At 70.9% G+C, this 26052-nt stretch carries 25 protein-coding genes; 14 read left to right on the forward strand and 11 right to left on the reverse strand.

The window, feature by feature from the left end; translation table 11 throughout:
• The first annotated feature begins 20 nt into the window (after positions 1 to 20).
• Together EDF21_RS00680 and EDF21_RS00685 are read left to right on the forward strand one after the other, a co-directional pair.
• The gene (locus tag EDF21_RS00680) at positions 21 to 1490 is read left to right on the forward strand and encodes an NCS2 family permease (protein WP_199736178.1); all 1470 of its coding nucleotides are present in this window, start codon (positions 21 to 23) and stop codon (positions 1488 to 1490) included.
• 144 nt (positions 1491 to 1634) lie between these two features.
• Positions 1635 to 2117, forward strand: a complete 483-nt coding sequence (locus EDF21_RS00685; RefSeq protein ID WP_123569996.1) for a VOC family protein — start codon at positions 1635 to 1637, stop codon at positions 2115 to 2117.
• Between the two features lie 31 nt (positions 2118 to 2148).
• On the opposite strand, the gene manD is transcribed toward EDF21_RS00685, so the two are convergent.
• The 3 genes from manD to EDF21_RS00700 form a co-directional block, all read right to left on the reverse strand.
• A complete protein-coding gene (gene manD, locus EDF21_RS00690) occupies positions 2149 to 3387 on the reverse strand; it encodes a D-mannonate dehydratase ManD (protein ID WP_123569997.1) in 1239 nt (412 codons plus the stop codon).
• A gap of 136 nt (positions 3388 to 3523) precedes the next feature.
• Positions 3524 to 4384: an aldo/keto reductase gene (locus tag EDF21_RS00695; RefSeq protein WP_123569998.1), complete on the reverse strand. Its 861-nt coding sequence runs from the start codon at positions 4382 to 4384 to the stop codon at positions 3524 to 3526.
• Between the two features lie 11 nt (positions 4385 to 4395).
• Positions 4396 to 5244: an EI24 domain-containing protein gene (locus EDF21_RS00700; protein ID WP_199736180.1), complete on the reverse strand. Its 849-nt coding sequence runs from the start codon at positions 5242 to 5244 to the stop codon at positions 4396 to 4398.
• A 121-nt stretch (positions 5245 to 5365) separates the two neighbouring features.
• Here EDF21_RS00700 and EDF21_RS00705 point away from each other — a divergent pair, with 121 nt between their 5' ends.
• Positions 5366 to 6370 (forward strand): aldo/keto reductase family protein, encoded by a 1005-nt coding sequence (locus tag EDF21_RS00705; protein ID WP_056044991.1) that lies wholly within the window; start codon positions 5366 to 5368, stop codon positions 6368 to 6370.
• A 94-nt stretch (positions 6371 to 6464) separates the two neighbouring features.
• Here the strand turns inward: EDF21_RS00705 and EDF21_RS00710 are convergent, their stop codons facing one another.
• The 3 genes from EDF21_RS00710 to EDF21_RS00720 all read right to left on the reverse strand — a co-directional run bounded on the left by EDF21_RS00710 (position 6465) and on the right by EDF21_RS00720 (position 8935).
• Positions 6465 to 7013, reverse strand: a complete 549-nt coding sequence (locus EDF21_RS00710; protein ID WP_123570000.1) for a YbhB/YbcL family Raf kinase inhibitor-like protein — start codon at positions 7011 to 7013, stop codon at positions 6465 to 6467.
• Positions 7014 to 7086: 73 nt separating this feature from the next.
• Complete coding sequence (locus EDF21_RS00715; RefSeq protein WP_123570001.1) at positions 7087 to 7950, reverse strand: aldo/keto reductase; 864 nt, start codon at positions 7948 to 7950, stop codon at positions 7087 to 7089.
• A 13-nt stretch (positions 7951 to 7963) separates the two neighbouring features.
• A complete protein-coding gene (locus EDF21_RS00720; protein WP_123570002.1) occupies positions 7964 to 8935 on the reverse strand; it encodes an aldo/keto reductase in 972 nt (323 codons plus the stop codon).
• Positions 8936 to 8997: 62 nt separating this feature from the next.
• Here EDF21_RS00720 and EDF21_RS00725 point away from each other — a divergent pair, with 62 nt between their 5' ends.
• From EDF21_RS00725 to EDF21_RS00740, 4 genes are all read left to right on the forward strand, one after another.
• Positions 8998 to 9405, forward strand: a complete 408-nt coding sequence (locus EDF21_RS00725; protein WP_123570003.1) for a TIGR02611 family protein — start codon at positions 8998 to 9000, stop codon at positions 9403 to 9405.
• Positions 9406 to 9475: 70 nt separating this feature from the next.
• Positions 9476 to 10423, forward strand: a complete 948-nt coding sequence (locus tag EDF21_RS00730; protein ID WP_123570004.1) for a J domain-containing protein — start codon at positions 9476 to 9478, stop codon at positions 10421 to 10423.
• A gap of 89 nt (positions 10424 to 10512) precedes the next feature.
• On the forward strand, positions 10513 to 10899 hold the full coding sequence (locus EDF21_RS00735) for a VOC family protein (RefSeq protein WP_123570005.1): 387 nt from the start codon (positions 10513 to 10515) through the stop codon (positions 10897 to 10899).
• Between the two features lie 209 nt (positions 10900 to 11108).
• Complete coding sequence (locus EDF21_RS00740) at positions 11109 to 12086, forward strand: NUDIX domain-containing protein (RefSeq protein WP_123570006.1); 978 nt, start codon at positions 11109 to 11111, stop codon at positions 12084 to 12086.
• Positions 12087 to 12146: 60 nt separating this feature from the next.
• Here EDF21_RS00740 and EDF21_RS00745 read toward each other — a convergent pair whose 3' ends face one another.
• Positions 12147 to 13637 (reverse strand): S1C family serine protease, encoded by a 1491-nt coding sequence (locus EDF21_RS00745; protein WP_123570007.1) that lies wholly within the window; start codon positions 13635 to 13637, stop codon positions 12147 to 12149.
• 232 nt (positions 13638 to 13869) lie between these two features.
• Here EDF21_RS00745 and EDF21_RS00750 point away from each other — a divergent pair, with 232 nt between their 5' ends.
• The 3 genes from EDF21_RS00750 (at position 13870) to EDF21_RS00760 (ending at position 15762) form a co-directional block, all read left to right on the forward strand.
• The gene (locus EDF21_RS00750; protein WP_056045006.1) at positions 13870 to 14358 is read left to right on the forward strand and encodes an FHA domain-containing protein; all 489 of its coding nucleotides are present in this window, start codon (positions 13870 to 13872) and stop codon (positions 14356 to 14358) included.
• 2 nt (positions 14359 to 14360) lie between these two features.
• Positions 14361 to 15059, forward strand: a complete 699-nt coding sequence (locus tag EDF21_RS00755; protein WP_056045008.1) for a MerR family transcriptional regulator — start codon at positions 14361 to 14363, stop codon at positions 15057 to 15059.
• A 154-nt stretch (positions 15060 to 15213) separates the two neighbouring features.
• Entirely contained in the window at positions 15214 to 15762 is a 549-nt protein-coding gene (locus EDF21_RS00760) for a MerR family transcriptional regulator (protein ID WP_056047373.1), read from the forward strand.
• 91 nt (positions 15763 to 15853) lie between these two features.
• Here EDF21_RS00760 and EDF21_RS00765 read toward each other — a convergent pair whose 3' ends face one another.
• Complete coding sequence (locus tag EDF21_RS00765) at positions 15854 to 16666, reverse strand: ParA family protein (protein ID WP_054146774.1); 813 nt, start codon at positions 16664 to 16666, stop codon at positions 15854 to 15856.
• Positions 16667 to 16826: 160 nt separating this feature from the next.
• Here EDF21_RS00765 and def point away from each other — a divergent pair, with 160 nt between their 5' ends.
• Entirely contained in the window at positions 16827 to 17324 is a 498-nt protein-coding gene (gene def / locus EDF21_RS00770; RefSeq protein WP_123570008.1) for a peptide deformylase, read from the forward strand.
• On the opposite strand, the gene EDF21_RS00775 is transcribed toward def, so the two are convergent.
• Complete coding sequence (locus EDF21_RS00775; RefSeq protein WP_123570009.1) at positions 17325 to 19163, reverse strand: long-chain fatty acid--CoA ligase; 1839 nt, start codon at positions 19161 to 19163, stop codon at positions 17325 to 17327.
• A 101-nt stretch (positions 19164 to 19264) separates the two neighbouring features.
• On the opposite strand from EDF21_RS00775, the gene EDF21_RS00780 reads away from it, so the two are divergent.
• The 3 genes from EDF21_RS00780 to EDF21_RS00790 all read left to right on the forward strand — a co-directional run bounded on the left by EDF21_RS00780 (position 19265) and on the right by EDF21_RS00790 (position 22362).
• On the forward strand, positions 19265 to 20218 hold the full coding sequence (locus EDF21_RS00780; RefSeq protein WP_123570010.1) for an ROK family glucokinase: 954 nt from the start codon (positions 19265 to 19267) through the stop codon (positions 20216 to 20218).
• A gap of 30 nt (positions 20219 to 20248) precedes the next feature.
• Positions 20249 to 20938 carry a 1-acyl-sn-glycerol-3-phosphate acyltransferase gene (locus EDF21_RS00785; RefSeq protein WP_123570011.1) on the forward strand — a complete coding sequence of 230 codons (690 nt, stop codon included), beginning with the start codon at positions 20249 to 20251 and terminating at the stop codon, positions 20936 to 20938.
• Between the two features lie 95 nt (positions 20939 to 21033).
• On the forward strand, positions 21034 to 22362 hold the full coding sequence (locus EDF21_RS00790; protein WP_056047376.1) for a class II 3-deoxy-7-phosphoheptulonate synthase: 1329 nt from the start codon (positions 21034 to 21036) through the stop codon (positions 22360 to 22362).
• A gap of 112 nt (positions 22363 to 22474) precedes the next feature.
• Here the strand turns inward: EDF21_RS00790 and pknB are convergent, their stop codons facing one another.
• Together pknB and EDF21_RS00800 are read right to left on the reverse strand one after the other, a co-directional pair.
• Complete coding sequence (pknB, locus tag EDF21_RS00795; protein ID WP_123570012.1) at positions 22475 to 24433, reverse strand: Stk1 family PASTA domain-containing Ser/Thr kinase; 1959 nt, start codon at positions 24431 to 24433, stop codon at positions 22475 to 22477.
• Positions 24434 to 24520: 87 nt separating this feature from the next.
• The gene (locus EDF21_RS00800; RefSeq protein ID WP_233568308.1) at positions 24521 to 25867 is read right to left on the reverse strand and encodes a LysM peptidoglycan-binding domain-containing protein; all 1347 of its coding nucleotides are present in this window, start codon (positions 25865 to 25867) and stop codon (positions 24521 to 24523) included.
• Between the last annotated feature and the right edge of the window lie 185 nt (positions 25868 to 26052).

Consider the following 26052-nt stretch of genomic DNA (forward strand, 5'->3'; position numbering starts at 1 on the left):
CTCACCGGAGACGCATCGCCATGGCCACGAACGCCCCCGTCACCACCCCGCCGAGACCCGGAGTCGGGGGCACCCTCGACCGGTTCTTCGAGATCACCCATCGCGGCTCGAGCTGGGCCCGCGAGATCCGGGGCGGCGTCGTCACCTTCGTCACGATGGCGTACATCGTCATCCTGAACCCGTTGATCCTCGGCGGCTTCAGCGCCGACCAGGCCGCCAAGGACGTCGCCGGCAACTGGCTGCAGAACGGTCAGGTGGGCGCGGTCACGGCCCTCACCGCGGGCGTCATGACGATCCTCTTCGGAACCGTCGCGCGCCTCCCGTTCGCGTTCGCCGCCGGACTCGGCATCAACTCGTTCCTGGCCGTCAACGTCGTGCAGGACGTCACCTGGCCCGAGGCCATGGGTCTCGTGGTGATCAACGGGCTCGTCATCACGATCCTCGCCGTGACCGGTCTGCGCAGCATGATCTTCACCGCGGTGCCCGCAGCGCTCAAGACCGCGATCACGGTCGGCATCGGCCTGTTCATCGCGTTCATCGGCCTGGTCGACTCGGGCTTCGTGCGCACCAGCGGGACGTCGTCGCCGCCGCTGCAGCTCGGTGACTCCGGCTCGGTGGCGACCCTCCCGACCATCACCTTCGTCATCGGCCTGCTCGTCATCGGCGTGCTGATGGCCCGCAAGGTGCGGGGGGCGATCTTCATCGGCATCGTCGCGTCCACCGTCATCGCCATCGCCCTGCAGGCGATCTTCCAGGTGCCGCCGTCGAACGGCCAGAACCTCGACGACTGGAACCTCAACGCCCCCGTGCTGCCCACCCAGATCGTGGCCCTGCCCGACCTCTCGCTGGTCGGCCAGTTCAGCTTCGGGGCCTTCGCCCGCATCGGCGTGCTGTCGGCGGTCATGCTGGTCTTCACGCTCGTCTTCACCAACTTCTTCGACGCCATGGGCACGATGACCGGCCTGGCCAAGGCCGGCGACGTCGCGGACGCCGACGGCACCTTCCCCCGCCTCCGCTCGGCCCTGATCGTCGAGGGCGTCGGCGCGGTCGCGGGCGGTGCGACGAGTTCGTCGTCCAACACCGTGTTCGTCGAGTCGGCCTCGGGCATCGGTGAGGGCGCCCGGACGGGCTTCGCCTCGGTCGTCACCGGTGCGCTGTTCCTGCTCGCCATGTTCTTCACGCCGCTGACCCAGGTCGTCCCGCTCGAGGTCGCCGCCTCGGCGCTCGTGATCGTCGGCGCGCTCATGGTGTCTCAGATCAGCCAGATCGACTGGACCGACTTCTCGGTCGCCCTGCCGGTGTTCCTGACGATCATCACCATGCCGCTGACCTACTCGATCGCGAACGGCATCGGCGTCGGCTTCGTCAGCTGGGTTGTCGTGCGGGCGTTCGCGGGCAGGGCGCGCACGATCAGCCCGCTGCTCTGGATCGTCGCGGCGGGGTTCCTCGTCTACTTCGTGCGCGGCCCGATCGAGGCGCTGATCGGCTAGGCGTCCACCGGGACGTCACGACGTGCCGCTCGGCGTTCCGGGCGCGCGGCACGTCGTGAGGCCTCGTGCGGCGATCCGCTCCGCAGTACGCTGACCGGCAGCAGGCGGCGACGGCGCCGCCTGCCCACCCCGAGGAGGCGCGTCATGCCCCGCATCACCCCCACGCTCTGGTTCGGTCGTGACGTCGAGACCGCAGCGGACTTCTACGTCACCCTGTTCCCGTCGTCGCGCGTCACCGACGTGTCGCGCTATCCCGACGACTTCCCCGACGCAGCCACGGCCGGTCAGGCCCTCGTCGTCGACCTCGAACTCGACGGCCAGCCCTACCGCCTGCTGAACGGCGGCGACGGAGGGCCGAGGCCGACCGAGGCCACGTCGTTCTCGATCTCGGTCGAGTCCCAGGACGAGCTCGACCACTACTGGGACGCCTTCGCGGCCGACGGCGGACAGGAGGGGCGGTGCGGCTGGGTGACGGACCGCTGGGGCTTCTCCTGGCAGGTCGTCCCGTCGGTGATGGACCGCTACCTCGGCGGGCCCGACCCCGAGGGCGCCGCCCGGGCCATGACCGCGATGATGGGCATGACGCGGTTGGTCATCGCCGAGCTGGCGGCGGCCTACGAGGGGTAATCGGCGCGCTCGCCCGCGCCGCGCCTCCTCGTCACCAGTCGTGGACGGTCCCGTCCGCCAGACGGTTGTAGGGCAGGTAGGCCTGCGCGTACGGGAACGCCGCGGCGGCCCGCTCGTCCAGCTCGACCCCGATGCCGGGCTGCTCACCCGGGTGCAGCATGCCGTCCTCGAACGTGAAGCTCTGCTCGAAGACCTCGTCCGTCCTCGCGCCGTGCTTCATGTACTCCTGGATGCCGAAGTTGTGGATCGCGAGTCCGAGGTGCATCGCGGCCGCCATGCCGACCGGTGAGATGTCGGTCGGACCGTGCATGCCCGACTTGATCTGGTACTGCGAGGCGTACTCGAGCACCTTCTTGAGGTGGGTGATGCCGCCCGTGTGCGTGACGGCGCTGCGGACGTAGTCGATCAGCTGCTCGCGGATGATCTGCTGGTAGTCCCACACGGTGTTGAAGATCTCGCCGATGGCCAGCGGGGTCGTCGTGTGCTGCCGGACGAGTCGCAGGGCCTCGGGGTTCTCGGCCGGGGTGACGTCCTCGAGCCAGAAGAGGTCGAAGGGCTCCAGGCTCTTGCCGAGTCTCGCCGCCTGGATCGGCGTCATGCGGTGGTGACCGTCGTGCAGCAGGGGGATCTCGGGGCCGAACTCGTTCCGCACCGCCTCGAACACGGTGGGCACGTGCCGCAGGTACGAGCGGGTGTCCCAGTCCTCCTCGTTCGGCAAGGCCCCGCGTTGGGCGGGCTCGTGGTCGTAGCGCACGCCGCTGTTGGCGTCGAAGGTGGCGTTCGAGGCGATGCCGTAGATCGACTTCAGGCCGGGCACCCCGGTCTGCACGCGGATGGCTTTGTAGCCCTGTTCCTGGTGGTCTCGGACGCTGTCGAAGAGCTCCTCGAGGTCCTTCCCCGAGGCGTGGCCGTAGGTCAGCAACCCCGTGCGCGAGGCCCCGCCGAGCAGCTGGTAGAGGGGCAGGCCGGCGACCTTGGCCTTGATGTCCCAGAGGGCGACGTCGACCGCGGCGATGGCGGCCATCGTGACCGGCCCGCGCCGCCAGTACGCGCTGCGGTAGAGGAACTGCCAGGTGTCCTCGATGCGGGCCGGGTCGCGCCCGATCAGCAGGGGCACGACGTGTTCGGTCAGGTAGGCGACGACGGCGAGTTCGCGCCCGTTCAGGGTGGCGTCGCCGAGGCCGGTGACGCCGTCGGAGGTCGTGATCTTCAGCGTCACGAAGTTGCGGTCGGGGCTGGTGACGATCACGTCGGCTCTGTCGATGATCATGCGGTGTCCTCTGGAGCTCGCGTCCGGGTGACGTCGATGTCACCCGGGCTGGTCCCTCCACTCTGGCGCATGCGCGAGCGCGAGGCGAGCCCGTCGGGGGCACGCGCGGGCGCGAGGCGAGCCCGGGAGGCGCGGGTCAGCGCATCTCGAGCGGCACCCTGGTCGTCGGCGCGGGGAACGCGCGCTCGAGCTGCACGAACGCCTGGTCGTCGAGGTCGACGGCCAGTGCGGCCGCGTTCTCGAGGGTGTGCCCGGCCGTGCCCGCCTTGACGGCGACCATGAGGTCGGGCACGAGGCGCAGCACCCAGGCGAGGGCGAGCTGCGCCGACGAGACGCCGAGATCGGTCGCGACCTGCTCGAGCACGGGGTGACCGAGCAGTTCGCCGCCGTCGACGGGGGAGTACGAGGTGAGCGGCACGCCGTGCTCCCGCGCCCAGGGCAGCAGGTCGAACTCGGGTCCGCGACGGGCCAGGTTGTACAGGACCTGGTTCGTCTGGACGTTCTCGCCACCGGGCACCGAGAGCAGCTCGTGCAGGTCCTCGACGTCGAAGTTGCTGACGCCCCAGCCTCCGATCGCGCCCTCGGCGACCAGCGCCTCCAGGGCCTCGACGGTCTCGGCGAGCGGGTGGCGCCCCCGCCAGTGAAGCAGGTAGAGGTCGAGGCGGTCGGTGCCCAGGCGCCCGAGGCTGGCGTGGCAGGCCTCGACCGTGCCCCGGCGCGAGGCGTTGCCCGGCAGCACCTTGCTCACCAGGAACACCTCGTCGCGCCGGCCCGCGATCGCCTCGCCGACCAGCTGTTCGGACCGCCCGCCGCCGTACATCTCGGCGGTGTCGATCATGGTCAGGCCGGCGTCGAGGCCGGCCCGCAGGGCGGCGACCTCGTCGGCGCGGCGCCGCGGGTCGTCGCCGATGTTCCAGGTGCCCTGGCCGAGGGCCGGGACGACGCGCCCGTCGGGCAGGGCGACGGCGGGATTGGTCGGTGTCGCGGGGGTGGTCATGCCCGGGGATGCTAGTCGTCGCGCGGGGAGGGTGTGACCGGGCCCGCCGTGCTCGGTCCCGTCGTGGTCGGGCCTGCCGTGGTCGGGCCCGTCGTGGTCGGGCCCACCGTGCTCGGCCCCGTCGTGACCTCGCGGGCCAGCAGGGTGGCCGCGGCGACGGCGGCCGGCATCACGAGCACGGCCCCGAGGGGGACGAAGAACAGGAGGTAGGTGGCGGTGCCCAGCCCCAGGGTGCGCGCCCGGTTGACGGCGAGTCCACGGCGGCGCTCGGCGAGCGAGCGGCCCCGGGCGTCGAAGGCGTACCCGGTGAGCTCGACCGCCAGGAACCATCCGCCGGTCAGGGCGCCGAGCACGGGGACGACCGTCTGGCCGAGCACCGGGACGAACCCGCCGACGAACAGGAGGACGCCCACGCCGGCCGTGGCCAGCAGCAGTCGGAGCGAGTCGCCGGCACTCCGGGCGAGCCCGCGCCAGAAGCCCCGGTCGACGTCGGCCGGCGGGTCGCCCTCTCGCTCCTCGACGCGACGCCAGATGCGCTCGTAGAAGGGATCGCCGACGAGGAGCGTGACGGCGGTGAACGCGACGACCGCGAGCAGCACGGCCAGGGCCGCGACGGCCAGAGCTCCGCCGAGACGCACGAGGGTGCGGGACCACTCGGGCCACCCGTCGGCGAACGGCGTCAGGGTGCGGGCCAGGTCGTCGGCGGCGAGCCCCACGCCCACGAGGGCCGCGGCGAAGACCGCACCCACGACGAGGGCGGGCACCGCGCCCAGCAGCATGAGCCGCGGGGACGTCGCCCAGAGGCGCAGGCCCCGGCCGAGCAGGCCCACCCCGCCGAAGAACTCCCCGATCACCGACACGGGGCGAGCGTACCGAGTGCCGGAGGCGCGGGTGCGGTCGGACGACGCGTCACGGCGCGGGGGCGGCGCGTAGCGTCGACGGCGTGCCGCATCGAGGCGGCACCACCGAGAAAGGTCGTCCATGAAGTTCAGGTACCTCGGCAACAGCGGGCTCAAGGTCAGCGAGCTCACCTACGGCAACTGGCTCACCCACGGGTCCCAGGTGGAGAACGACACGGCGACGCGCTGTGTCCGAGCGGCTCTCGACGTCGGCATCAGCTCGTTCGACACGGCCGACGTCTACGCGAACACGCAGGCCGAGACGGTGCTCGGTGAGGCGCTGAAGGGCGAGCGGCGCGAGTCGCTCGAGATCTTCACCAAGGTCTACGGTCCCACCGGGCCCAAGGGCCACAACGACACGGGCCTCAGCCGCAAGCACGTCACCGAGTCGATCAACGGGTCGCTGAAGCGCTTGCAGACCGACTACGTCGACCTCTACCAGGCCCACCGGTACGACGTCGAGACGCCCCTCGAGGAGACGATGGAGACCTTCGCCGACCTGGTCCGCCAGGGCAAGGTGCTCTACATCGGGGTCTCGGAGTGGAACGCCGAGCAGCTGCGCGAGGCGCACGCCCTGGCTCGCGAGCTGAAGATCCAGCTCGTCTCGAACCAGCCCGAGTACTCCCTGCTCTGGCGCGTCATCGAGGACGAGGTCGTCCCGGCCTCGGCCGAACTCGGCATCTCGCAGATCGTCTGGTCTCCCGTCGCCCAGGGCGTCCTGACCGGCAAGTACACCGTCGGTGCCGAGCTGCCAGCGGGCAGCCGGGCCACCGACCAGAAGGGCGGAGCGGGCATGATCGAACGCTGGATGCGCGACGACGTCCTCGACGCCGTGGCCCAGCTCGAGCCGATCGCGTCCGACCTGGGGCTGACCCAGGCGCAGCTGTCGCTGGCGTGGGTGCTGTCGAACGAGAACGTCGCGTCGGCGATCATCGGGGCGTCGCGTCCCGAACAGGTCGAGTCGAACGCGAAGGCGTCGGGCGTCACCCTCGAGGCCGACGTCCTGTCGCGCATCGAGTCGATCTTCGATGGCCTCGCCGAGACGGACCCGCGCAAGACGCAGATGCCGGCCGGCCGCGAAGCCTGATCGGCCGTCGCCCGACGCGACGACGCCCCGCCACGAGATCGTGGCGGGGCGTCGTCGTGCGTCGGCTCGGCGTGCGACCGCTCAGGCCCCGGGCTCAGGCCCCGGGGACCTCGAACGTCGCGGAGATCACCGCGCGGGCCAGCGTGTGGAAGTGCAGGTTGAAGCCGAGGTAGGCCGGGCTGGCGGTCTCGTCCACCCCGATCTTCTCGACGTCGAGGGCGTGCACCGCGACGAAGTACGTGTGCGGTCCGTGGCCCTCGGGCGGTGCCGCACCGACGTAGCGGGCGAGCCCGCCGTCGTTCTTCAGCTGGAGGGCCCCCTCGGGCAGGCCCGAGCCCTGGTCGTCACCCGCACCGGAGGGCAACGACGTCGTGTCGGCGGGGAGGTCGGCCACGGCCCAGTGCCAGAAGCCCGAGCCCGTCGGGGCGTAGGGGTCGTAGACCGTCACGGCGTAGCTCTTGGTGCCCTCGGGGGCGCCGGACCAGCTCAGCTGGGGGCTGGCGTCGTCTCCGCCCGGGCCCATGATGCCGCTCACCTGCGCGCGCTGCAGCTCACCCCCGTCGGTGAGGTCCGTGCTCGAGAGCTCGAACCCGGGCACGATGCCGATGATGTCGTAGGGGTGGGTCAGGTTGGCGTCGGCCATGGCTGTCTCCTGTTCGTCGGGGATGGTCGTGACGGTGCGCCCGCCCCGAGGGGCGGGCGCACCGGGTGTGCGATCAGGCGGCGTCGAGCCGCTGGATCTCGTCGGTCGAGAGCTTGATCGACGTCGCCGTCGCCGAGTTCATGATCGTCTGCGGTCGGGTCGACCCCGGGATCGGGATGACGAGTTCGGACTTGGCGAGCTCCCAGGCGAGCGTCAGCACCTGCGGCGTGACCCGCCGGGCGTTGGCGATCTCGGCGAACACGGCGTGCTTCGTTCCGAGCTCACCGGCGTTCGTGATGCCGCCGAGGGGGCTCCACGGCAGGAACGCGATGCCCATCTCGTCGCACAGCGCGAGTTCCACCTCACTCGACCGGAACGCGGGCGAGTACTGGTTCTGCACCGACACGAGTCGGTCGTCCAGCACCTCGTTCGCTTCGCGGATCTGGTCGGGCGTGGCGTTCGAGATGCCCGCCATGCGGATGACGCCCTCGTCGAGCAGCTCCACCAGGGCGCCGATCGAGTCGGCGTAGGGCACCGCCGGGTCCGGCCGGTGGAACTGGTACAGCCCGATCGTCTCGACGCCCAGCCGCTTCGCCGAGGCCTTGGCGGCCTCCTTGAGGTAGGCCGGGTCGCCGTTCTGCGCCCACGCCCCCGCCTCGGGGCGGAGGTGTCCACCCTTCGTGGCGACGAGCACCTGGTCGGTGTCGGCGTGGTAGCTCTTCAGCGCCTTGGCGATGAGCAACTCGTTGTGCCCGACCTCGTCCTTGCCCGCCTGGTGGTAGGCGTCGGCCGTGTCGATCAGGGTGATGCCCTGCTCGAGTGCGGCGTGGATGGTCGCGATGCCCTGCTTCTCGTCGGGTCGGCCCTCGATCGACAGGGGCATGCCGCCCAGGCCGATCGCACTGACCGTCACGTCTCCGATTGTCCTGGTCTTCATGTCGTCCTCCGGTTCACCACGCGTAGTCCTCGGGCGACGTCTCGTGCCCGGGGAAGATCTCGTCCAGCCGCGCCAGCGCGGCCTCGTCCAGCTCGACGTCGACGGCGGCGACCGCCGACTCCAGTTGCGCCATGGTCCGTGGGCCCGTGATCGGCCCGGTGACGCCCGGCTGGTGCAGCAGCCAGGCGAGGGCGACCTCGCCGGGCGCGTGGCCCAACTCGCGGGCGAACGCCTCGTAGGCCTCGAGCTGGTCGCGGTGTTCGGCGACGTACTCCGCGCTCCGCCCCTCGAGTCGTCGTGAGCCCTCTTCGGTCTTCTCGATGACGCCGCCGAGCAGACCGCCGTTGAGCGGCGACCACGGGATCATCCCGAGACCGTAGTGACGGGCGGCGGGCAGGGTCTCGCGCTCGACGTCCCGCACGATCAGGTTGTAGATCGACTGTTCGCTCACGAGGCCGCTGAAGTGACGTGCCTTGGCGGCTTCCTCGGCCTGCGCGATGTGCCAGCCGGCGAAGTTGCTGCTGCCGACGTAGAGGACCTTGCCCTGCTGGACCGCGACCTCCATCGCCTGCCAGATCTCGTCCCACGGCGTCTCGCGATCGACGTGGTGGAACTGGTAGAGGTCGATGTGGTCGGTCTGCAGACGCGTCAGGCTCGCGTCGAGCGCTCGACGGATGTTCAGGGCGCTGAGCTTGCCGTCGTTGGGCCAGTCGCCCATGTCGCCGTACAGCTTCGTGGCGAGGACGGTCTTCTCCCGTCGCCCGCCCCCACGGGCGAACCACCGACCGATGATCTGCTCGGTGATGCCTTCGCCCTTCTCCCAGCCGTAGACGTTGGCCGTGTCGAAGAAGTTGACGCCGAGCTCGTGGGCCCGGTCCATGATCGCGTGGGAGTCGTCTTCCGTGGTCTGGGGCCCGAAGTTCATCGTGCCGAGGACGGCCCGTGAGACGGACAACCCTGTGCGTCCGAGGTGTGTGTAATCCATGTTCCCTGGCTACCCCCTCCCGGGCCGTGCTGCTCACAGGAACGCCCCCTAACGTCGCCGTCATGGACGAGCAGCCCGAGAGCCCGGACGGCGTGCCCCTCGACGAGCGTCGCGGGGCCGGTCCGCACCGCGGTGCTCGGCGCCGTGCCCTGCGCGACGGTCACGCGAGGATGCGCCTGAGGCTCGACGCGCACCCTCGGCTCCGGTTGCTCTACAAGATCGGCGTCGGGGTGCTCGGAGCCCTGATCGTCGTCGTCGGCCTCATCCTGGTCCCGCTGCCCGGACCCGGTTGGCTCGTCGTCTTCCTCGGGGTCGCCGTGCTGGGTACGGAGTTCCCGGCCGCCCACCGCATCACCCTGTGGGTGCGTCGACTCGTCGGCCGCGCCCGTCTCCGGTGGCGGGCGTGGCGGGTCGCCCGGTCGGCGCGGCGGGCGTCGACCGTGAAGCCCTCGGCCGCCCCGTCGCGGTGAAGCACAGGGCCCACACGGTCCCGGCGGCCGTCGACCGGACGTCCAGCGCACGTTCGGTAAAATCGCCGTCGTGACGCCCAGCCCCGCCTCCGCCACGCCCTACGAGGTGCTCGGCGTGCCGTCGACGGCGTCGACCGACGACCTCCGTCGCGCCTATCGACGGCTGGCCCGCCAGACCCACCCCGACCTCGGCGGCACCGCCCAGGCGTTCCGCGACGTGCAGCACGCGTGGCAGCAGGTGGGCACGCCCGAGGCCCGCGCCTCCTACGACCAGGGGTCGGCGTCCCGGAGCACCGCCCCCTCGGGCAGCGCGCGGTCCGCGGGCTCGAGTGCCCCCGGCTGGTCACCCCCGCCCCGGGAGCCGGCTCGCACCGATTCGAAGCCCAAGGCCCGGGTGCACGGCCACCCCGGTGGTGCGAACCGCGAGCGGTACCTCGGCCTGATGCGCGAGTGGGTCGGTCGGGGAGTCCCGCTCGACGATCCGTACGACGAGCGCCTCGTCCGGAGCGCGCCTCCCGAGATCCGTCACGTGCTCGCCGACGCGATGGCCGAAGAGGCCACCGTCGCGGCCGTCACCGACCTCGGCATCGGTTTCACCATCTGGAGCGACGTCGACGCGGGGGTCGAGGGCAAGCTCGACCACGTCGTGCTGGGGCCGTCGGGCCTCTTCGCCATCCAGTCCTCCGACTGGGGCAGCGAGGTGCAGGTGTCGCGGGGCGAGCTCGTCGGCAGGGGCATCCCCGCCGACGAGGAGCCCGTCCGCGACCTCACGCGTCAGGCCCGCGCCGTGCGACGGGAGACCCGCGTGTCGTTCACGGCCCAGTTGATCGTGGTGCCCGACGACGACTTCGGGCCCGCCCTCGAGAAGGTCGGGCGTCGTGCCGGGGGCACCTGGGTCGTGCGTCGCTCGCTGCTGCCGCAGGTCCTGCGTCACGGTCCCGAGCTCGGCGACCGCACGAGCATCTCGGACGTCTTCGAGGTCCGGGCCCGGCTGCAGCAGGCCATCCGGTTCGTCTGACCGGGGCTGGCGCCCGGGCCCGGCAGGGTCCACGCTAGGGGCGAGACGTCGGCGTCCGTCGGCCGTCCCGCGTCAGAGAGGGGCCACCCGTGTTCCGTCCTCGGTCCGGCTACTCCGGGTTCAGCGTCGACGACGTGGCGGCCGCCACGTCCTTCTACCGCGACGTCCTCGGCCTCGAGATCGAGGTCCTCGTCGACGGTCAGATGTTCCGGCTCCGCCTCCCGGGAGGCGCGGCGTGGGTGTTCGTCTACGGCAAGCCCGACCACGCCCCCGCCTCGTACACCGTCCTCAACCTCGTCGTCGACGACCTCGACGCCGCCCTCGACGCGCTGGCCGAGCGGGGCCTCGAACCGCTCCACCTCGGCGGGTACTCCGACGAGCGGGGCGTCATGCGGGGGCGCAGCGTCGACCTGGGCCCCGACATCGCCTGGTTCACCGACCCGGCGGGCAACGTCTTCTCCGTCCAGCAGCCCTGATCGCCCGGTCCGACGCGCGAGCCGGGGAGGCGCGGTGCCGGACCCGGGGGAGGGCTGGCCCGACATCGGGTTCCGGGCCAGCCCCAGGTGTCCCTTCGGAACTGCCGCACCCATCGGTTTGGTCGCCCGCCACCGCGTCGACCGGTCGACGTGACGTCGTGCGCACGACGCGGCCACCGCCTCCTCGTCCCTGTGGCAAGCTCGACCGTGTGAACACGCACGAGCCCGCGGACGGCTGGGTCGAGGCCCCCGACGGGCGTCGGTTCTGGGGCCGTGCCGGTGCCGCGGGCCTGCTCGTCCTCGACCAGGACGACCGGGTGCTGTTGCAGCACCGGGCCGACTGGAGCCACTTCGGCGGCACCTGGGGGCTCCCCGGCGGAGCCCGCCACCACGACGAGAGCGCGGTCCAGGGCGCTCTGCGCGAGAGCGGCGAAGAGGCGGCCGTGCCGGCCGACGCGCTGCGCCTGCTGTTCGCCGCCGAGCTCGACCTCGGCTTCTGGTCGTACACGACCGTCGTGGCCCGGGCCGTGCGCCCGTTCGAGCCCGTCGTCTCGGACGCCGAGAGCATCGCCCTGAGCTGGGTGCCCGTCGACGAGGTGGCCGACCTCCCGCTCCATCCCGGATTTGCCGCGTCGTGGCCGAGGCTCCGATCCGAACTCGGGGGCCGGGTGCACGTCGTCGTCGACGTTGCGAACGTCCTCGGCTCACGTCCCGACGGATGGTGGCGCGATCGGGTCGGTGCCACGACCCGATTCCTGGAGTCCCTCTCGCGGGGTGCCCGGGACGGAGTGGCCGAGGCGCTCGTCGCACCCGGTGGCGGCGGGACCCCCGCGGCGACGGGTCGGCCGGACGCCGACGACTCGCCGACGGACGCCGCGGCGTTCGCGGACGGCTCCACCGGCGAGCCTCCCGGCGCGCCCACCTGGCGGTGGCCGGACGTGACGGCCGTGGTCGAGGGCGAGGCCCGTGCCGTCGGTGGATCGTTCCCCGGCCTGACCGTCGTCCGGGCCGAGGCCGACGGCGACTCGGCGATCGTGGCCCGCGTGCACGACCTGCGGGACGTGTCCGGCGTGCCGCCGCGCGTCGTCGTCGTCACCGCCGACCGGGGCCTCGCCGACCGGGTCCAAGCCCTCGGGGCCACCCTCGTGCGTCCAGGCGCCCTCCGCCGCGCGGTCGGCCTCGACTGACACGGGCGAACGGCCCGCTCCACCGGTCGGTGGAGCGGGCCGTTCGCGTCCGGTCCCGGGTCAGGCGGCGGGGCCGTCGCCCAGCGTGACGGTCGCGGTGTGGGACGCGCCCGTCGTGTCGGTCCAGGTGACCGAGACCTGGTCACCCGAGTCGTGCGCCTGGATCGCGGCGGTGAGTGCGGACGCGTCCGCCACGGCCGTGCCGTCGATCGCGGTGATCACGTCCCCGGCGACCAGGCCGGCCGACGCCGCCGCGCTGCCCTCGACCGTGCCGGCGATCGTGACGCCGCCCGCGGTGCCGGTCGCCGTGCTCGAGATCTGCGCGCCGAGGAAGGCGGGCAGGCCGATCTGCACGGTCGGGCTCCCCGTGCCCGACTGGATCTGCTTGGCGATGGCCAGGGCGTGGTCGATCGGGATGGCGTAGCCGGTCACCGTCGACGATCCCTGCGAGGCGGCCGTCACGATGCCGACGACGTCGCCGTCACCGTCGCGGAGGGGACCGCCGGAGTCGCCCGACACCACGTCCGCATCGACCTCGATGAGACCGGACAGCGACTCGGTCCCCGATCCGGACTCGCTCTGCACCGTGATCGACTGGTCCGTGGCGAGGACGGTGCCCTGGGCGGTGACGAGGTCGCCCGTGCCCTCGGCGTTGCCCGTCGAGTGGACGACGTCCCCTGTTGCGACGTCGCCGGACGCGTCGAAGCTCACCGGGGTGAGGCCCGTCGCGTCCTGCAGCTTCAGCACGGCCACGTCGTTCGTGGCATCCGTGCCGACGACGTCGGCCGTGTAGGTCGTACCGGTCGACTCGACGGTCACCTGGATGCTGGTCGCGCCCTGCACGACGTGGTTGTTCGTCAGGATGAGCCCTCCGGAGGTCAGGATCATGCCCGTGCCGGCGGATTTGTACGAGGCGTCGTAGTTCAGCGTCGACACGATGGTCACGACGCCGGCCGTCTCCTCGGCGGTGGCCGCGGTGGCGCTGGTCTGGGTCGAGGTGCCCTGCGACGAACCGTCCTGCGACGACCCGTCCTGGGGGCTCGAACCCCCGAAGGGCGATGCCGGGTCGCTCGATCCACCTCCCGGCCGCGTGAGCTGGGGGAGCAGCTCGAGCGCCTGGCGTTCGCTCGCCGCCTGGGCCGCCGCGGTGCCGGCGGAGCGACCGGCGGCGTAGGCGCCGCCGCCCGCCGCACCCGCGACGATGACGACGGCGGCGGCCGCGCCGGTGAGGGCGAGCCACTTCTTCGAGCGGCGCGGCTTCGGGGCGCCGCCGAAGGCCGGGGGCACCGTGCCGTCAGCGCCGTCGCCACCCCGCACCGTCGACGCGCCGGCCGCCGCGTCGTAGGCCTGGTGGGCGTCGTCGCGGGCCATCCAGGTGAGAGCCGCCGACGCGTAGCGTGCGTCCGACGCGCCGGTGACGTGGGGGAGCGTGTGGGCCTCGGCGGGCTGCTCGACGCCCTCGCCGGCAGGCGGGGCGGTCGACGGGGAGGGCGTCACGGGCGTGGCGTCGTTCGGGGTGCCGGTCGTGTTGTCGCCGTCTCGGTCGTTCATGGTGTGCCTCCTGTGGCGGTGGTGGTGACGTGGGGTCCATGGAACGGCGTGACCCCAAGAGATCCCTATGACCGGACCGTGAGGCGGTGGGGAGTCCCATGAGGAGGCGCGGTGAAGGGAGCCGAGATCGCCTCACCATCGCGCGCACCGCCGTCCGCGGGGTCGGTCCCCGAAATCGGTTCCCGACGAGGGTCGGAGTTCCGATACGCTGGGACGCCAAAGGAGGTCCACGATGGCAGAGCCCGCCAACCCGGCACCCGGCGAGCAGGACCGCGCTCCCGGCGCCCCTCGCGAGGTCGACACGACCCTCAGCTTCAACGAAGAGTTCCAGGCGCAACTGGCCGCTCTCGAGAGCGGCGTGTCCACCGACGAGCGTGACGCCGTCGCCGCACTGCCTTCGGGCTCCGCGCTGCTCGTGGTCCGTCGTGGCCCCAACATCGGCGCCCGGTTCCTCCTCGACTCGGACGTCACGGTCGCCGGACGTCACCCCGAGGCCGGCATCTTCCTCGACGACGTCACGGTCAGCCGCAAGCACGCCGAGTTCCGTCGCGAGGGCAGCACCTTCAGCGTGCGCGATCTCGGGTCGCTGAACGGCACCTACTTCGACGGCGTCCGCATCGACGAGGCCCGGCTCTCCGACGGAGCCGAGGTCCAGGTCGGCAAGTTCCGCCTCACGTTCTACGCATCGCGGGTCGACCTCGCGAACCTGGCGATCAAGTAGTCGTGCCCCGCACCGCCACCGCCCGGTCGTCGCAGACCGGGCCGTCCGACCTGCTGACGATCGGGCAGGTCCTCTCACGGCTCAAGCCCGAGTTCCCCGACCTGTCGAACAGCAAGCTGCGCTTCCTCGAAGAGCGCGAGTTGGTCACCCCGGTGCGCACCCCGTCCGGCTACCGCAAGTTCTCCCCAGCGGACGTCGAGCGACTCCGCTTCATCCTCGGTCTGCAGCGCGACCACTACCTGCCGCTCAAGGTCATCAGACAACACCTCGCCGACCTCGACGCGGGCCGGCCTGCGTCCCTCCCGTCCGGGGCGGCGCCCGTCTCGATCCTGACCCACGGTCGGCGACTCGGTCGCGACGAGTTGCTCCGCGAGACCGGCGCCACGCCTGCCCTGCTCGACGAGGCCGTCTCCGCGTCTCTCCTCCCGTCGGCGGGGCACTACGGCGACGAGTCGATCTCGGTGTTGTCGGCCCTGGTCGAGCTGGGCAGGTCGGGCATCGAGCCTCGTCACCTCCGGACGGTCCGGGCCTCGGTCGACCGCGAGCTCGGCCTCATCGAGACGGCCCTCGCGCCACTCGCCCGGAAGCACGACGCGGCCTCCCGGGCGCGGGTCGCCGAGCTCTCGCGTGAGCTCGCGGCGCAGGTCGACGTCGTCCGGTCGGGGCTCGTCCGCTCGGCTCTCGGGCGACTCGACGCCTAGACGTCTGCCCTCCGGGCGAATATCCTCGACACGCCGACCCGTCGATGCGAATGTCGCCCAGGCAGCTCCCCGTTGTGGGTACCGTGAGTCCTGTACAACCATCAACCCGATGTTGAACGTTGAGCTCCGGAAGTAGAACGTGGAAGGCAACAGCATGAGTGAGTCAGGTTCCTCCGAGGAATCCCGCTACGAGCTGGGTCTGCTCTTCACCGACGGCCTGCCCGAGCACGACGCCGACAGCGGCTACCGCGGTACGGTCGCGGCCAAGGCCGCCGGCATCAGCTACCGCCAGCTCGACTACTGGGCCCGCACCGAACTCGTCGAGCCGACCATCCGCGGCGCGGCCGGCTCCGGTTCGCAACGCCTCTACGGGTTCCGCGACATCCTCGTCCTCAAACTCGTCAAGCGCCTCCTCGACACGGGCATCTCGCTCCAGCAGATCCGCACGGCCGTCAACCAGCTCCGTGAGGCCGGGGTGAACGACCTCGCCCAGACGACCCTGATGAGCGACGGTGCGAGCGTCTACCTGTGCACGTCGGACGACGAGGTCATCGACCTCGTCAGCCGCGGTCAGGGCGTGTTCGGCATCGCCGTGGGCAAGGTCCTCCGCGAGGTCGAGTCGAGTCTCGTCGAGATCGACAGCACCCCCGCCGCCGATCCCTCCGACGAGCTCGCGGCGCGACGCGGCACCCGAGCCAGCTGACCACACCTCGACCGCGAGTGGCGGTCGAGCACGACGAAGGCCCCGCACGAGATCGTGCGGGGCCTTCGTCGTGTGCAGCTGGGACCGGAGGTCAGCGGGCGGCAGGCTCGGCGTAGTCGCCGATCTTGGCCGTCCGCATGATGCGTTCGAGGAGCTGGTCGAAGTTGCGGGCCATCTCCTGGGCGCTCTCACCGGGCCAGGCGTGCAGCGGCTTGGCGGCACCCTGTGCCTGTTGCAGCGACGTACGCTCGGGCAGCTGGGGTGACAGGACGAGGGGGCCGAACATGTCGCGCAGCTCCTTGATGCGGAACTGGTGCTCGAGGGACTGAACCCGGGCCCGGTTGACGATGATGCCGAGGGGCTGGAGGCGCGGTGACAGGCCTCGACGGATCTCCTCGATCGCCCGGAGCGCCCGGTCGGCGGCGGCCACGCTGAACAGACCCGGTTCGGTGACGACCGTCACGCGGTCGGATGCGGCCCAGGCCGTGCGCGTGAGGGCGTTGAGCGACGGGGCGCAGTCGATCAGGACGAGGTCGTAGTCGGCCTCGACGTTGGCGAGGGCCTCTTCGAGCTTCCAGATGTCGCGGATCGACGGGTGCGGACCGTCGAAGTTGATGGCCGACGGGCTGCCGATCATGACGTCGACCTTGCCCTGGCGGCCCTTGGTCCACCCGCTGGGGGCGATCGCCGCCCGGACCGTCTTCTCTTTGGGCGACGCGAGGACGTCCGCGACGTTGAGGTGGCCCGAGACCGTGATGTCGAGGCCGGTCGAGACGTCGGACTGGGGATCGAGGTCGACGACGAGGGTCCTGAGACCTTTGGCGAAGGCGGCCGACGTGAGTCCGAGCGTCACCGTCGTCTTGCCGACGCCCCCTTTGAGAGAGCTGACGCTGAGTACATGCACGACACAGACGATACCTTCACTACTGTTGAATCACCCAACAGCCACGTCGATGCGGCGTGCGTCGGCTTCTGCGAAGCGACAGCACCAGCCCACCCGTCGTCGTTACGGTGTCGCGACCCGTCGTCCGCACCACACCCCGACCCACCCCAGGAGGCGCGCCGTGAGCGTGAGACCCATCCGCCTGTTCGGCGATCCCGTCCTTCGATCGGCGTCCGACCCCGTGACGGTCGGCGATCCTCGGCTCGCGTCCCTGGTCGAGGACCTCCTCGACACCGTTCGCGAGCCGGGACGAGCCGGGGTCGCGGCCGCCCAGATCGGCGTGTCGCTCCGAGCCTTCAGCTACAACGTCGACGGTGAGGTCGGATACGTCCTCAACCCCGTCGTCGTCGAGGTGTCCGGAGAGAAGACCCTCGTCGACGAGGGGTGCCTCTCGGTGCCGGGGTTCTGGTTCCCCACCCCCCGCTACGAGTACGCCCGTGTCGTAGGGGTCGACCTCGACGGCCAGGAGGTCGTGCTCGAGGGCACCGGACTCATGGCCCAGGCCCTCCAGCACGAGACGGACCACCTCGACGGGACGCTCTACGTGCTCACCCTCGAACCCGAGACGAAGCGCGAGGCCATGCGAGAGATCCGCGCCGCCGACTGGTGGCGCGCCTGATCACCGTCCCCGGGCGGTGACCGTGCGCACCGACTCGGTGTCGGGGTGGGCGGTGTAGATGTCGGCGATCTGCTGGGCGAAGTCGTTCAGCACGACGGCACGCTTGACGCTCATCTTGGGCGTGAGATGCCCGCCGGCCTCGGTGAACTCGACCGGCAGGATCTCGAACTTGCGGATCGACTCGGCGCGCGACACGGCGGCGTTCGCACCGTCGACGGCTCGTTGGACCTCGGCGCGGACCTTGGGGTGCCGGGCGGCCTCGGCCAACGGCATGTCGGCGGCCTCACCGGCGTTGTTCAACCACACCGGCAGCATCTCCGTGTCGAGGGTGACGAGGGCCGCGACGAACGGCCGCTGGTCGCCCACGACGACGACCTGGCCGACCAGCGGATTGGCCCTGATCGGGTCCTCGAGGGCCGCAGGGGAGACGTTCTTGCCTCCGGCGGTGACGATGATCTCCTTCTTGCGACCGGTGATAGTCAGGTAACCGTCGGCGTCGAGCGAGCCGAGATCGCCGGTGCGGAACCAGCCGTCGTCGAGGACCTCGGCCGTGGCCTCGTCGGCCTTCCAGTACCCCGCGAAGACGTTGACGCCCTTGACGAGCACTTCTCCGTCGGCGGCGATCGTGATGCCGACGCCGGGGAGTGCCGGGCCCACCGTTCCGATCTTGAACTTGGAGACGAGGTTAACGGCCGCAGGCGCCGTGGTCTCCGTCAGTCCGTATCCCTCGAGGATGCGGATGTCTAGACTCCGGAAGAAGTGACCGAGTCGCGTGCCGAGCGGAGCCGAACCCGAGACGGCGTAGCTGATGTTGCCGCCCATGGCCTTCTTGAGCTTGCTGTAGACCAGGCGGTCGAACAGTGCGAAGCGGAGCTTGAGTCCCAGGGGCACGGTGCCCTCGTCGAGCGCGCGACTGTGGGCGATCGCGACGGCCACGGCCTGCCGGAAGATGCCGCCCTTGCCCCCGGCCTCGGCTTTCTGCTCGGCCGAGTTGTAGACCTTCTCGAAGACGCGGGGGACCGCGAGCAGGAAGCTCGGCTTGAAGGAGGCCAGCGACGGTAGCAACTGCTTGGTGTCCGCCTGGTGCCCCACCTTCACGCCGGCGTGGACCGACATCACGGCGATGAAGCGCGCGAAGACGTGCGCGGTCGTCACGAACAAGAGGGTGGAGGAGCCGGGTGCCACGACGTCGCTCATGGCGACGGCGGCGTTCCGGCTCGTCTCGACGAAGTTGGCGTGGGTGAGCACGCAGCCTTTGGGGCGGCCGGTGGTGCCCGACGTGTAGATGATCGTCGCGACGTCCCCGGCGACGGCCGCGCTCCGGCGGCGTTCGAGTTCGTCGTCGGAGACGTCGACACCGGACGCGGCCAGCTTGTCGAGGTCTCCGAGGTCGACCTGCCAGACCCGTGTCACGGCAGGCAACTCGGGGTGCACCTCGTCGAACCGCGAGAAGTGGTCCGCGGTCTCGACGATGACGGCCACGGCCTCGGAGTCGCTGAGGTTCCAGTGGACCTGTGCCGGCGACGACGTCTCGTAGACGGGGACGAGCAGGGCGCCTGCGAACCAGGTCGCGAAGTCGATGAGCGTCCACTCGTAGCGCGTGCGGCACATCAGGCCGATCTTGTCGCCCGGTTCGACGCCCGCGGCGATCAGGCCCTTCGCGAGTGCGCGCACCTGCTCGAGGAACCGAGCTGCCGTGATGTCGCGCCAGCCACCTCGTCCGTCCGGCACGGAGAAGAGTGGTTCGTCGGGCGTGGCCGCCGCCCGCGCGAGCAACAGGTCGGTGGCGTTCGCGGACGGGTCGGCGGGGACGGCGGGGGGGACGATGTGTTCGTTCACGGCAGCTCCTTCGGTACCGAACGATGGTCCGACCACCCTAACGCGGCCTCGCAGGAGCGGGTGCCCGAGGTGGAGGGTCGTCGAGGATAGACTCGATCCTCGTGCAGGCAATCGGAATCGACATCGGTGGGACGAAGATCGCGGGCGGGGTGGTCACCGAGTTCGGCGAGATCGTCGACGAAGAGCGCGTGGCGACGCCCGCGGGCGACGCGGGCGCGATCGTCGACGCGGTCGTCGAGATGGTCACCTCCTTGCAGGCACGCCACCCCGACGTCGCCGCCGCCGGTGTCGCGGCGCCCGGCTTCATCGACGCCGCACAGTCGACCGTGTACTACACGCCCAACATCGCGTGGCGCAACGAGCCCCTCCGGGCCCGGCTGTCCGAACGGCTCGACCTGCACATCACCATCGACAACGACGCCAACGCCGCCGGCTGGGCCGAGTTCCGGTTCGGGGCCGGTCGTCTCGCCAGCGACATGACCATGCTCACCATCGGCACGGGGGTGGGCGGTGCCATCGTGGCGCAGGACCGCCTCCTGCGCGGAGGATTCGGCACGGGTGGCGAACTCGGCCACATGCGCATCGTGCCCGACGGTCTGCCCTGCGGCTGCGGGGCCCGTGGGTGCATCGAGCAGTACGGCTCGGGGCGCGCACTGCTGCGCATCGCCGGTGAGGTGGCCGACGAGGGCGGCCTCGGCCGCGGTCTCGCGGACGTCCGCACGGCGAAAGGCGGCGAGCTCTCCGGTCACGACGTCAGCTTGTTGCTGCAGTCCGGTGACGACGGTGCCGTCGAGGCCCTGCGCCGCCTCGGGACCTGGCTCGGACAAGCCGCCGCGTCGCTGAGTGCGATCCTCGATCCGCAGGTGTTCGTCTTCGGCGGCGGGGTCGCGCAATCGGGCGAACTGCTGCTGGCACCCGTCCGCGCGGCCTACCTCGAGCACCTGCCCGCTCGCGGTTACCACCCCGAGCCCGAGTTCGTGATCGCCGAGCTGGTGAACGACGCGGGGGTCGTGGGCGCCGCCGACCTCGCCCGCCTCCACGCCGGCGACCGCTAGACTCTCGACGCCCCGACGAGAGGAGCACCGATGCTCTACTGGTTCCTGAAGACGATGGTCGCGAGTCCGCTCGTCCTGTCGATCTTCCGACCGTGGGTCAGCGGTCGTGAGCACGTCCCGGCCTCGGGTGCCGTCATCTTCGCGAGCAACCACCTCTCGTTCGTCGACTCGATCTTCCTGCCGCTCGCCCTCGATCGGCGCATCTCCTTCCTCGCCAAGAGCGACTACTTCACCGGCAAGGGCGTCAAGGGGTGGGCCATCCGACTGTTCTTCACGGCCACGGGTCAGCTCTCCATCGACCGGTCCGGGGGCAAGGCCTCCGAGGCGTCGCTGGCGACGGGCCTGTCCGTCCTCCGTCGCGGCGAGCAACTCGGCATCTACCCCGAGGGCACCCGCAGCCCCGACGGCAAGCTGTACCGCGGTCGGACGGGCGTGGCGCGCATGATCCTCGAGGGTCACGTGCCCGTGATCCCCGTCGCCATGATCGGAACCGAGAAGGTGATGAAGACCGGTACCAAGATCCCTCGCCTGCACCGGGTCGGGATCGTGTTCGGTGAACCCCTCGACTTCAGCCGCTTCGAGGGCATGGAAGGCGACCGCTTCATCCTGCGGTCCATCACCGACGAGATCATGTACGAGCTCAACGCCCTCAGTGGCCAGCAGTACAGCGACGTCTACGCGACCAGCGTCAAAGAGAAGCGCCCGACCCTTTCGCGGTAGGCTCGCCTGTCGAGGTCGTTCGGCCTCGAGACCGTCAAGTGGCAAGGAAGACCGTGGCCCAGCTCACCGAACCGTTCGTCGTCACCGATCCCGACGTGATCGACGGTCTCGACCATTGGCGCACGCTCCCCATCAAGCAGCAGCCCACCTGGCACGACGGTGCAGCCGTCGAGGCCGCCTCGGCCGAGCTGTCCACCCTGCCTCCGCTCGTCTTCGCCGGCGAGGTCGACACGTTGCGTACCAGGCTGGCGTCGGCGGCCCGGGGCGAGGCGTTCCTGCTGCAGGGTGGTGACTGCGCCGAGACCTTCGCGGGAGCGACCGCGGACCAGATCCGCGACCGCGTCAAGACCATCCTGCAGATGGCCGTCGTCCTCACGTACGGCGCGTCCGTCCCCGTGATCAAGATGGGCCGCATGGCCGGCCAGTTCGCCAAGCCGCGCTCGAGCGACACCGAGACCCGGGACGGCGTCACCCTGCCGGCCTACCGCGGTGACATCGTGAACGGCTACGACTTCACCCCCGAGTCCCGACGTGCGGATGCCTCGCGGCTCGTGAAGGGCTACCACACTTCCGCCTCGACCATCAATCTGATCCGGGCCTTCACGCAAGGCGGGTTCGCCGACCTCCGCCAGGTGCACAGCTGGAACCAGGGCTTCGCCCGCAACCCGGCCAACGCCGAGTACGAGCACCTCGCCCGTGAGATCGACAAGGCGATCCGGTTCATGGAGGCGGCGGGGGCCGACTTCGACGAACTCAAGCGCGTCGAGTTCTACACGAGCCACGAGGGCTTGCTCATGGACTACGAGCGCCCCCTGACCCGCATCGACTCGCGCACGGGTACGCCGTACGTGCTGTCGTCGCACTTCGTGTGGATCGGCGAGCGGACCCGCGACCTCGACGGTGCCCACGTCGACTTCCTCTCCCGGGTGCGCAACCCGATCGGCGTCAAGCTCGGCCCGACGACGACGGCCGACGACATGTTGCGCCTCATCGACAAGCTCGATCCCGAGCGTGAGCCCGGGCGCCTGACCTTCATCACCCGCATGGGGGCAGGCACCATCCGGGATGCCCTGCCTCCCCTCCTCGAGGCCATCAAGAAGGCCGACGCGACGCCCCTGTGGGTCAGCGATCCGATGCACGGCAACGGTCTGACGACGCCCACGGGCTACAAGACCCGGCGCTTCGAAGAGATCATGGACGAGGTCAAGGGGTTCTTCGAGGCACACCGTGCCGCGGGCACCCACCCGGGCGGAATCCACATCGAGCTGACCGGCGACGACGTCACCGAGTGCCTGGGTGGTTCCGAGCACATCGACGAGGCGACGCTCGCCACCCGCTACGAGTCGCTCTGCGACCCCCGCCTCAACCACATGCAGTCGCTCGAACTGGCCTTCCTGGTGGCCGAGGAACTCGCGGCCGACTGAGCCCGGTCGACACGGCGACGGCCCCGGGACCCTCGGTCCCGGGGCCGTCGCCCTGTCGGTGCCCTCGACCTCAGAGCTCGTCGGTGCCCTCGGCCTCAGGGGAGGCCGGGACTCATTCCACCCGGTACGTGAGCGTGATCGTCGCACCCTTGGTCGCGGTCAGGCCGGCGACGGGGTTCGTCTCGGTGACCGGCAGGCGGGCCTCCCAGTCGTAGAACGCACACGTGAAGGCCGTGCAGGTCGGGTAGCTCACCCGGAAGCCGAGACCCTGCAACTGGGACGTGGCCGCGTCGATGGTCTTGCCTCGGACGTCCGGGATGGTGATGGGCGGCGGGCCCTTCGACACGACGAGGTTGACCGTGTCGCCGTGTCGGAGCGGCCCCTCGGCCTGCTGTTCGTATCGGATGACCTCCCCGGAGGCGACCGCATCGCTGAATTCCGTTCCGCTCTCCACACCCGTCAACTGTGCCCCCGCGAGAGCGCCCTGCGCGTCCGCCACCGAGAGGCCCGCCACGTCCGGGACGGGGCCGAGCGAGACGGTGAGCGTCACGGGTCGTCGTTCTCCGTACTGGGCTGCTCCGGCGAGATCGACCGGCGTGTCCGCGTCGTCCACGCCACTGATCCCGAGGACGGTGCCGGCGGCCGACTCGTCGAACTGGCTCGACGTCGGCTGCAGCGTGAAGTCCGAGAGCGCTTCGGTGGCCGCGGTCTCGGTGTCGCCGACGACGGTCGGGACCGGGAGTTGCCGGGGCCCCTGGGAGACGACCAGGGTGATCGTGGACCCCTTCTGCACACGGGTCGTGGCGTCGGGGTCCGTGCGCGCGACCTGGCCCGAGGGCACCACCGGGGAGAAGTCCGTCTGGGGATCGGGGGCGACCACGAAGCCGGCCGACGTGAGGGCGGCCGTCGCCGCGTCCGGTGCCCGTCCTGACACGTCGGGGACGGACGCCTGCGCCCCGGGACCCGAGCCGAACCACCAGCCGGTCCCTCCGGCGAGCAGCGCGACCGCGACGACGACGGCCATGAGCACCCGTCCCCGCCGCCGACGACGGTCGGCGACGGCCGCGAGCGTCGTGGCGGCGTCGTCGGGTGCGGCCTGGACCGGCCCGGTCCGGTGTCGCGCCTTGGGCAGGATCTGCGTCTCGCCCGTGCCGCCGGACGGCAGGACGGAGGTCGCGCCCGCGGCAGGGAGCACCATCGTCCGGTTCGCGGGTGGTCCCGAGGGATCGGCCAGCACCCGTTGCACGTCGAGCAGTTGGTCGAGCAGGGCCCGGGCGTCTCTCGGTCGCTGTTCGGGGTCGCGAGCGGTCGCCCAGAGGACGAGCTCGTCCAACTCGACCGGCACGCGGGGGTTGGCGGAGCTCGGGGTGGGGACCGTGTCGTTGGCGTGCTGGTAGGCGATCTGCATGGGCTGGTCGCCCTTGTAGGGCTGCTCGCCCGTGAGCATCTCGTACATCATGATGCCGAGCGCGTAGATGTCGCTGCGGGTGTCGGCGATGCCACGGGTCACGAGCTCGGGGGAGAGGTACGCGATCGTCCCCAACAGCGCGGCACCCGTGGCGGTGTTGGCCGTCGCGGCCCGCGCCAGGCCGAAGTCGCCGATCTTGATGCGTCCGTCGTCGGCGAGGAGGACGTTCTCGGGCTTGAGGTCGCGGTGCACGATGCCCGCGCGGTGGGCGGCGGCGAGACCGGCGAGGACGGCTTCGAGGATGTCCATCGCCTGCTCGGGCGTCAGCACCTTGTGGTCCTGCAGGAGTTCGCGCAACGTGATGCCGGGCAGGTACTCCATCACCAGATACGCCGACTCGTCGTCCTGGCCCTGGTCGAAGACGTTGACGACGTTGGGGTGGGCCAAGCGGGCGGCCGAGCGCGCCTCCTGGATGAAGCGCTCCTTGAACGACGCGTCGTCGGCCAGGTGGCCGTGCATGATCTTGATCGCCACGCGGCGTTCGAGTCGCAGGTCGGTGGCCAGGTACACGGTGGCCATGCCACCTCGGGCGATGCGCGAACGGACCTCGTACCGGCCCTCGATGAGACGGCCGATCATCGGGTCAGTCTGGTTCACGCTCACCTTCGTGATTTTACGGACCGAGGGCCGTGCGGGTGTCCCAACTCACCGCACGGCGGGAAACCGCCCGGCAGGTGGGTCGTCCGGGGTTCAGCGCAGGGTCGCGAGCCAGGTGGTGGCCGGAGCTTCCCACTTGGCGTAGGCATCCGGGAACGCCGAGTACTGGACGGCCTGGGCCGCCTTCGTCAGGGACATCGACTGCCACCCCTTGACGTCCAGGAGGCCGCGCGTCTTGCCGGTGTTGGGGTTGCTCGCGCCACCGAAGAAGAGCTTGGTCGCGTGCACCGGGTCGCGTAGCTGCGCGGGGGTGCCCCAACCCGTGCTCGGACGCTGTTGGAAGAGGCCGAGGGAGTCACGGTCGCCGTGGTCGAGGTTGCGCAGGCTGCTCTCCTGGGCGGCCGCGGCCAGGGCGATCACGATCGCACGGTCTCCGACCCCGAGCTGGCGTCCGACCGAGATGATGACCCGGGCGTTGGCGGCCTGCTCGGCGGTCAACGTCGCGCTGACGCCCAGCGGTGCGGCCGACGTCGACGCGACGACGGTCGTGGCGGTCGGCGCGGATGCGCCGGGGAGGGTGAGGGTCTTGCCGGCGTAGATGGTGCTGGTGAACGAGAGGCCGTTCGCGGCGAGGAGGGCCTTGACGCTCGTCCCCGACTTCGAGGCGATCGAGGCGATGGTGTCGCCCCGCTGGATGACGTAGCTGCCCACCGCGGGCCCCCCGGCGGGGGCCGGTGTCGGGGCGGCGGCGGAGGCGCCCGTCGGGACGGTCAGGGTCTGGCCCGGGTAGATGATGCTCGACAGTCCCAGCCCGTTCGCCTGGATGAGCGCGCTGGTCGTGACGCCGTGCGCACGCGCGATGGAACTCAGCGTGTCCCCACGGACGATGACGTACCGGCCGCCCGTCGCCTTGGCCGGGGCGGGCGCGGCGGACGGCTTGGCTGCGGCGCTCGTGGCGGCGCTCAGGCTCAGGGTCTGGCCCGGGAAGATGGTGGACTTCCAGCTGAGGCCGTTGAGGGCGAGCACCGACGCGGTGCTCAGGCCGAACGAGCCGGCGATGCTCGCGACCGTGTCGCCCGACTTGACGGTGTACGTGGCGGGGGCCGCGCCGAAGACCGTGGCGGAGGTCGCGGCCGTCTCGACCGTGGCCGCGGTCTTCTGCTCGGGCGCGGACAGTCGAGGAGGCAGCACGGGACGCGGTGACGCGTCGGGCTTCTTCGTCGGGTTCTGGTCGAGGGCGAACACGGGGCCCGTGACGCCCATGCTGAGGGCCATCGAGCCAGCCAGGACGATCGGGACGGTGTTGAGCATCGACCGGGCCATGCGGGAGAGGGGCTTGCGCCCGTCTCCGCCACCGAGGGGGCCGAAGGCGCTGGTCGACCGGGCGTCCTGGGTCGTCACGGACTCGGAGTCGGGGCGGGCGGAACTGACGTCGTTCATGGGCTGATCCTCGGTTCGGGGGCGGGGACACGGTCGCTGGGTGATCGGTGAGCCGCGGTGCCACGTCGTCCAAAGTTGGCACACGTGGATATCCAAGTCAATCAGCGTGACGGATGTTGCGCATGTGACTCGACCCACGTGAGGGAGACGAGGAGGCGCAGCGAGGGCCACGAACCCGTGGCAAG

The sequence above is a fragment of the Frigoribacterium sp. PhB118 genome, assembly GCF_003751725.1.
In the GTDB taxonomy this organism is placed as follows: domain Bacteria; phylum Actinomycetota; class Actinomycetes; order Actinomycetales; family Microbacteriaceae; genus Frigoribacterium.

Excerpts from the sequence above, each read along its gene's own strand:
- EDF21_RS00680 (WP_199736178.1), top strand. The coding sequence starts at position 21 with ATGGCCACGAACGCCCCCGTCACCACCCCGCCGAGACCCGGAGTCGGG.
- EDF21_RS00685 (WP_123569996.1), top strand. The coding sequence starts at position 1,635 with ATGCCCCGCATCACCCCCACGCTCTGGTTCGGTCGTGACGTCGAGACC.
- manD (WP_123569997.1), bottom strand. The coding sequence starts at position 3,387 with ATGATCATCGACAGAGCCGACGTGATCGTCACCAGCCCCGACCGCAAC.
- EDF21_RS00695 (WP_123569998.1), bottom strand. The coding sequence starts at position 4,384 with ATGACCACCCCCGCGACACCGACCAATCCCGCCGTCGCCCTGCCCGAC.
- EDF21_RS00705 (WP_056044991.1), top strand. The coding sequence starts at position 5,366 with ATGAAGTTCAGGTACCTCGGCAACAGCGGGCTCAAGGTCAGCGAGCTC.
- EDF21_RS00710 (WP_123570000.1), bottom strand. The coding sequence starts at position 7,013 with ATGGCCGACGCCAACCTGACCCACCCCTACGACATCATCGGCATCGTG.
- EDF21_RS00715 (WP_123570001.1), bottom strand. The coding sequence starts at position 7,950 with ATGAAGACCAGGACAATCGGAGACGTGACGGTCAGTGCGATCGGCCTG.
- EDF21_RS00720 (WP_123570002.1), bottom strand. The coding sequence starts at position 8,935 with ATGGATTACACACACCTCGGACGCACAGGGTTGTCCGTCTCACGGGCC.
- EDF21_RS00725 (WP_123570003.1), top strand. The coding sequence starts at position 8,998 with ATGGACGAGCAGCCCGAGAGCCCGGACGGCGTGCCCCTCGACGAGCGT.
- EDF21_RS00745 (WP_123570007.1), bottom strand. The coding sequence starts at position 13,637 with ATGAACGACCGAGACGGCGACAACACGACCGGCACCCCGAACGACGCC.
- EDF21_RS00750 (WP_056045006.1), top strand. The coding sequence starts at position 13,870 with ATGGCAGAGCCCGCCAACCCGGCACCCGGCGAGCAGGACCGCGCTCCC.
- EDF21_RS00760 (WP_056047373.1), top strand. The coding sequence starts at position 15,214 with ATGAGTGAGTCAGGTTCCTCCGAGGAATCCCGCTACGAGCTGGGTCTG.
- EDF21_RS00785 (WP_123570011.1), top strand. The coding sequence starts at position 20,249 with ATGCTCTACTGGTTCCTGAAGACGATGGTCGCGAGTCCGCTCGTCCTG.
- EDF21_RS00800 (WP_233568308.1), bottom strand. The coding sequence starts at position 25,867 with ATGAACGACGTCAGTTCCGCCCGCCCCGACTCCGAGTCCGTGACGACC.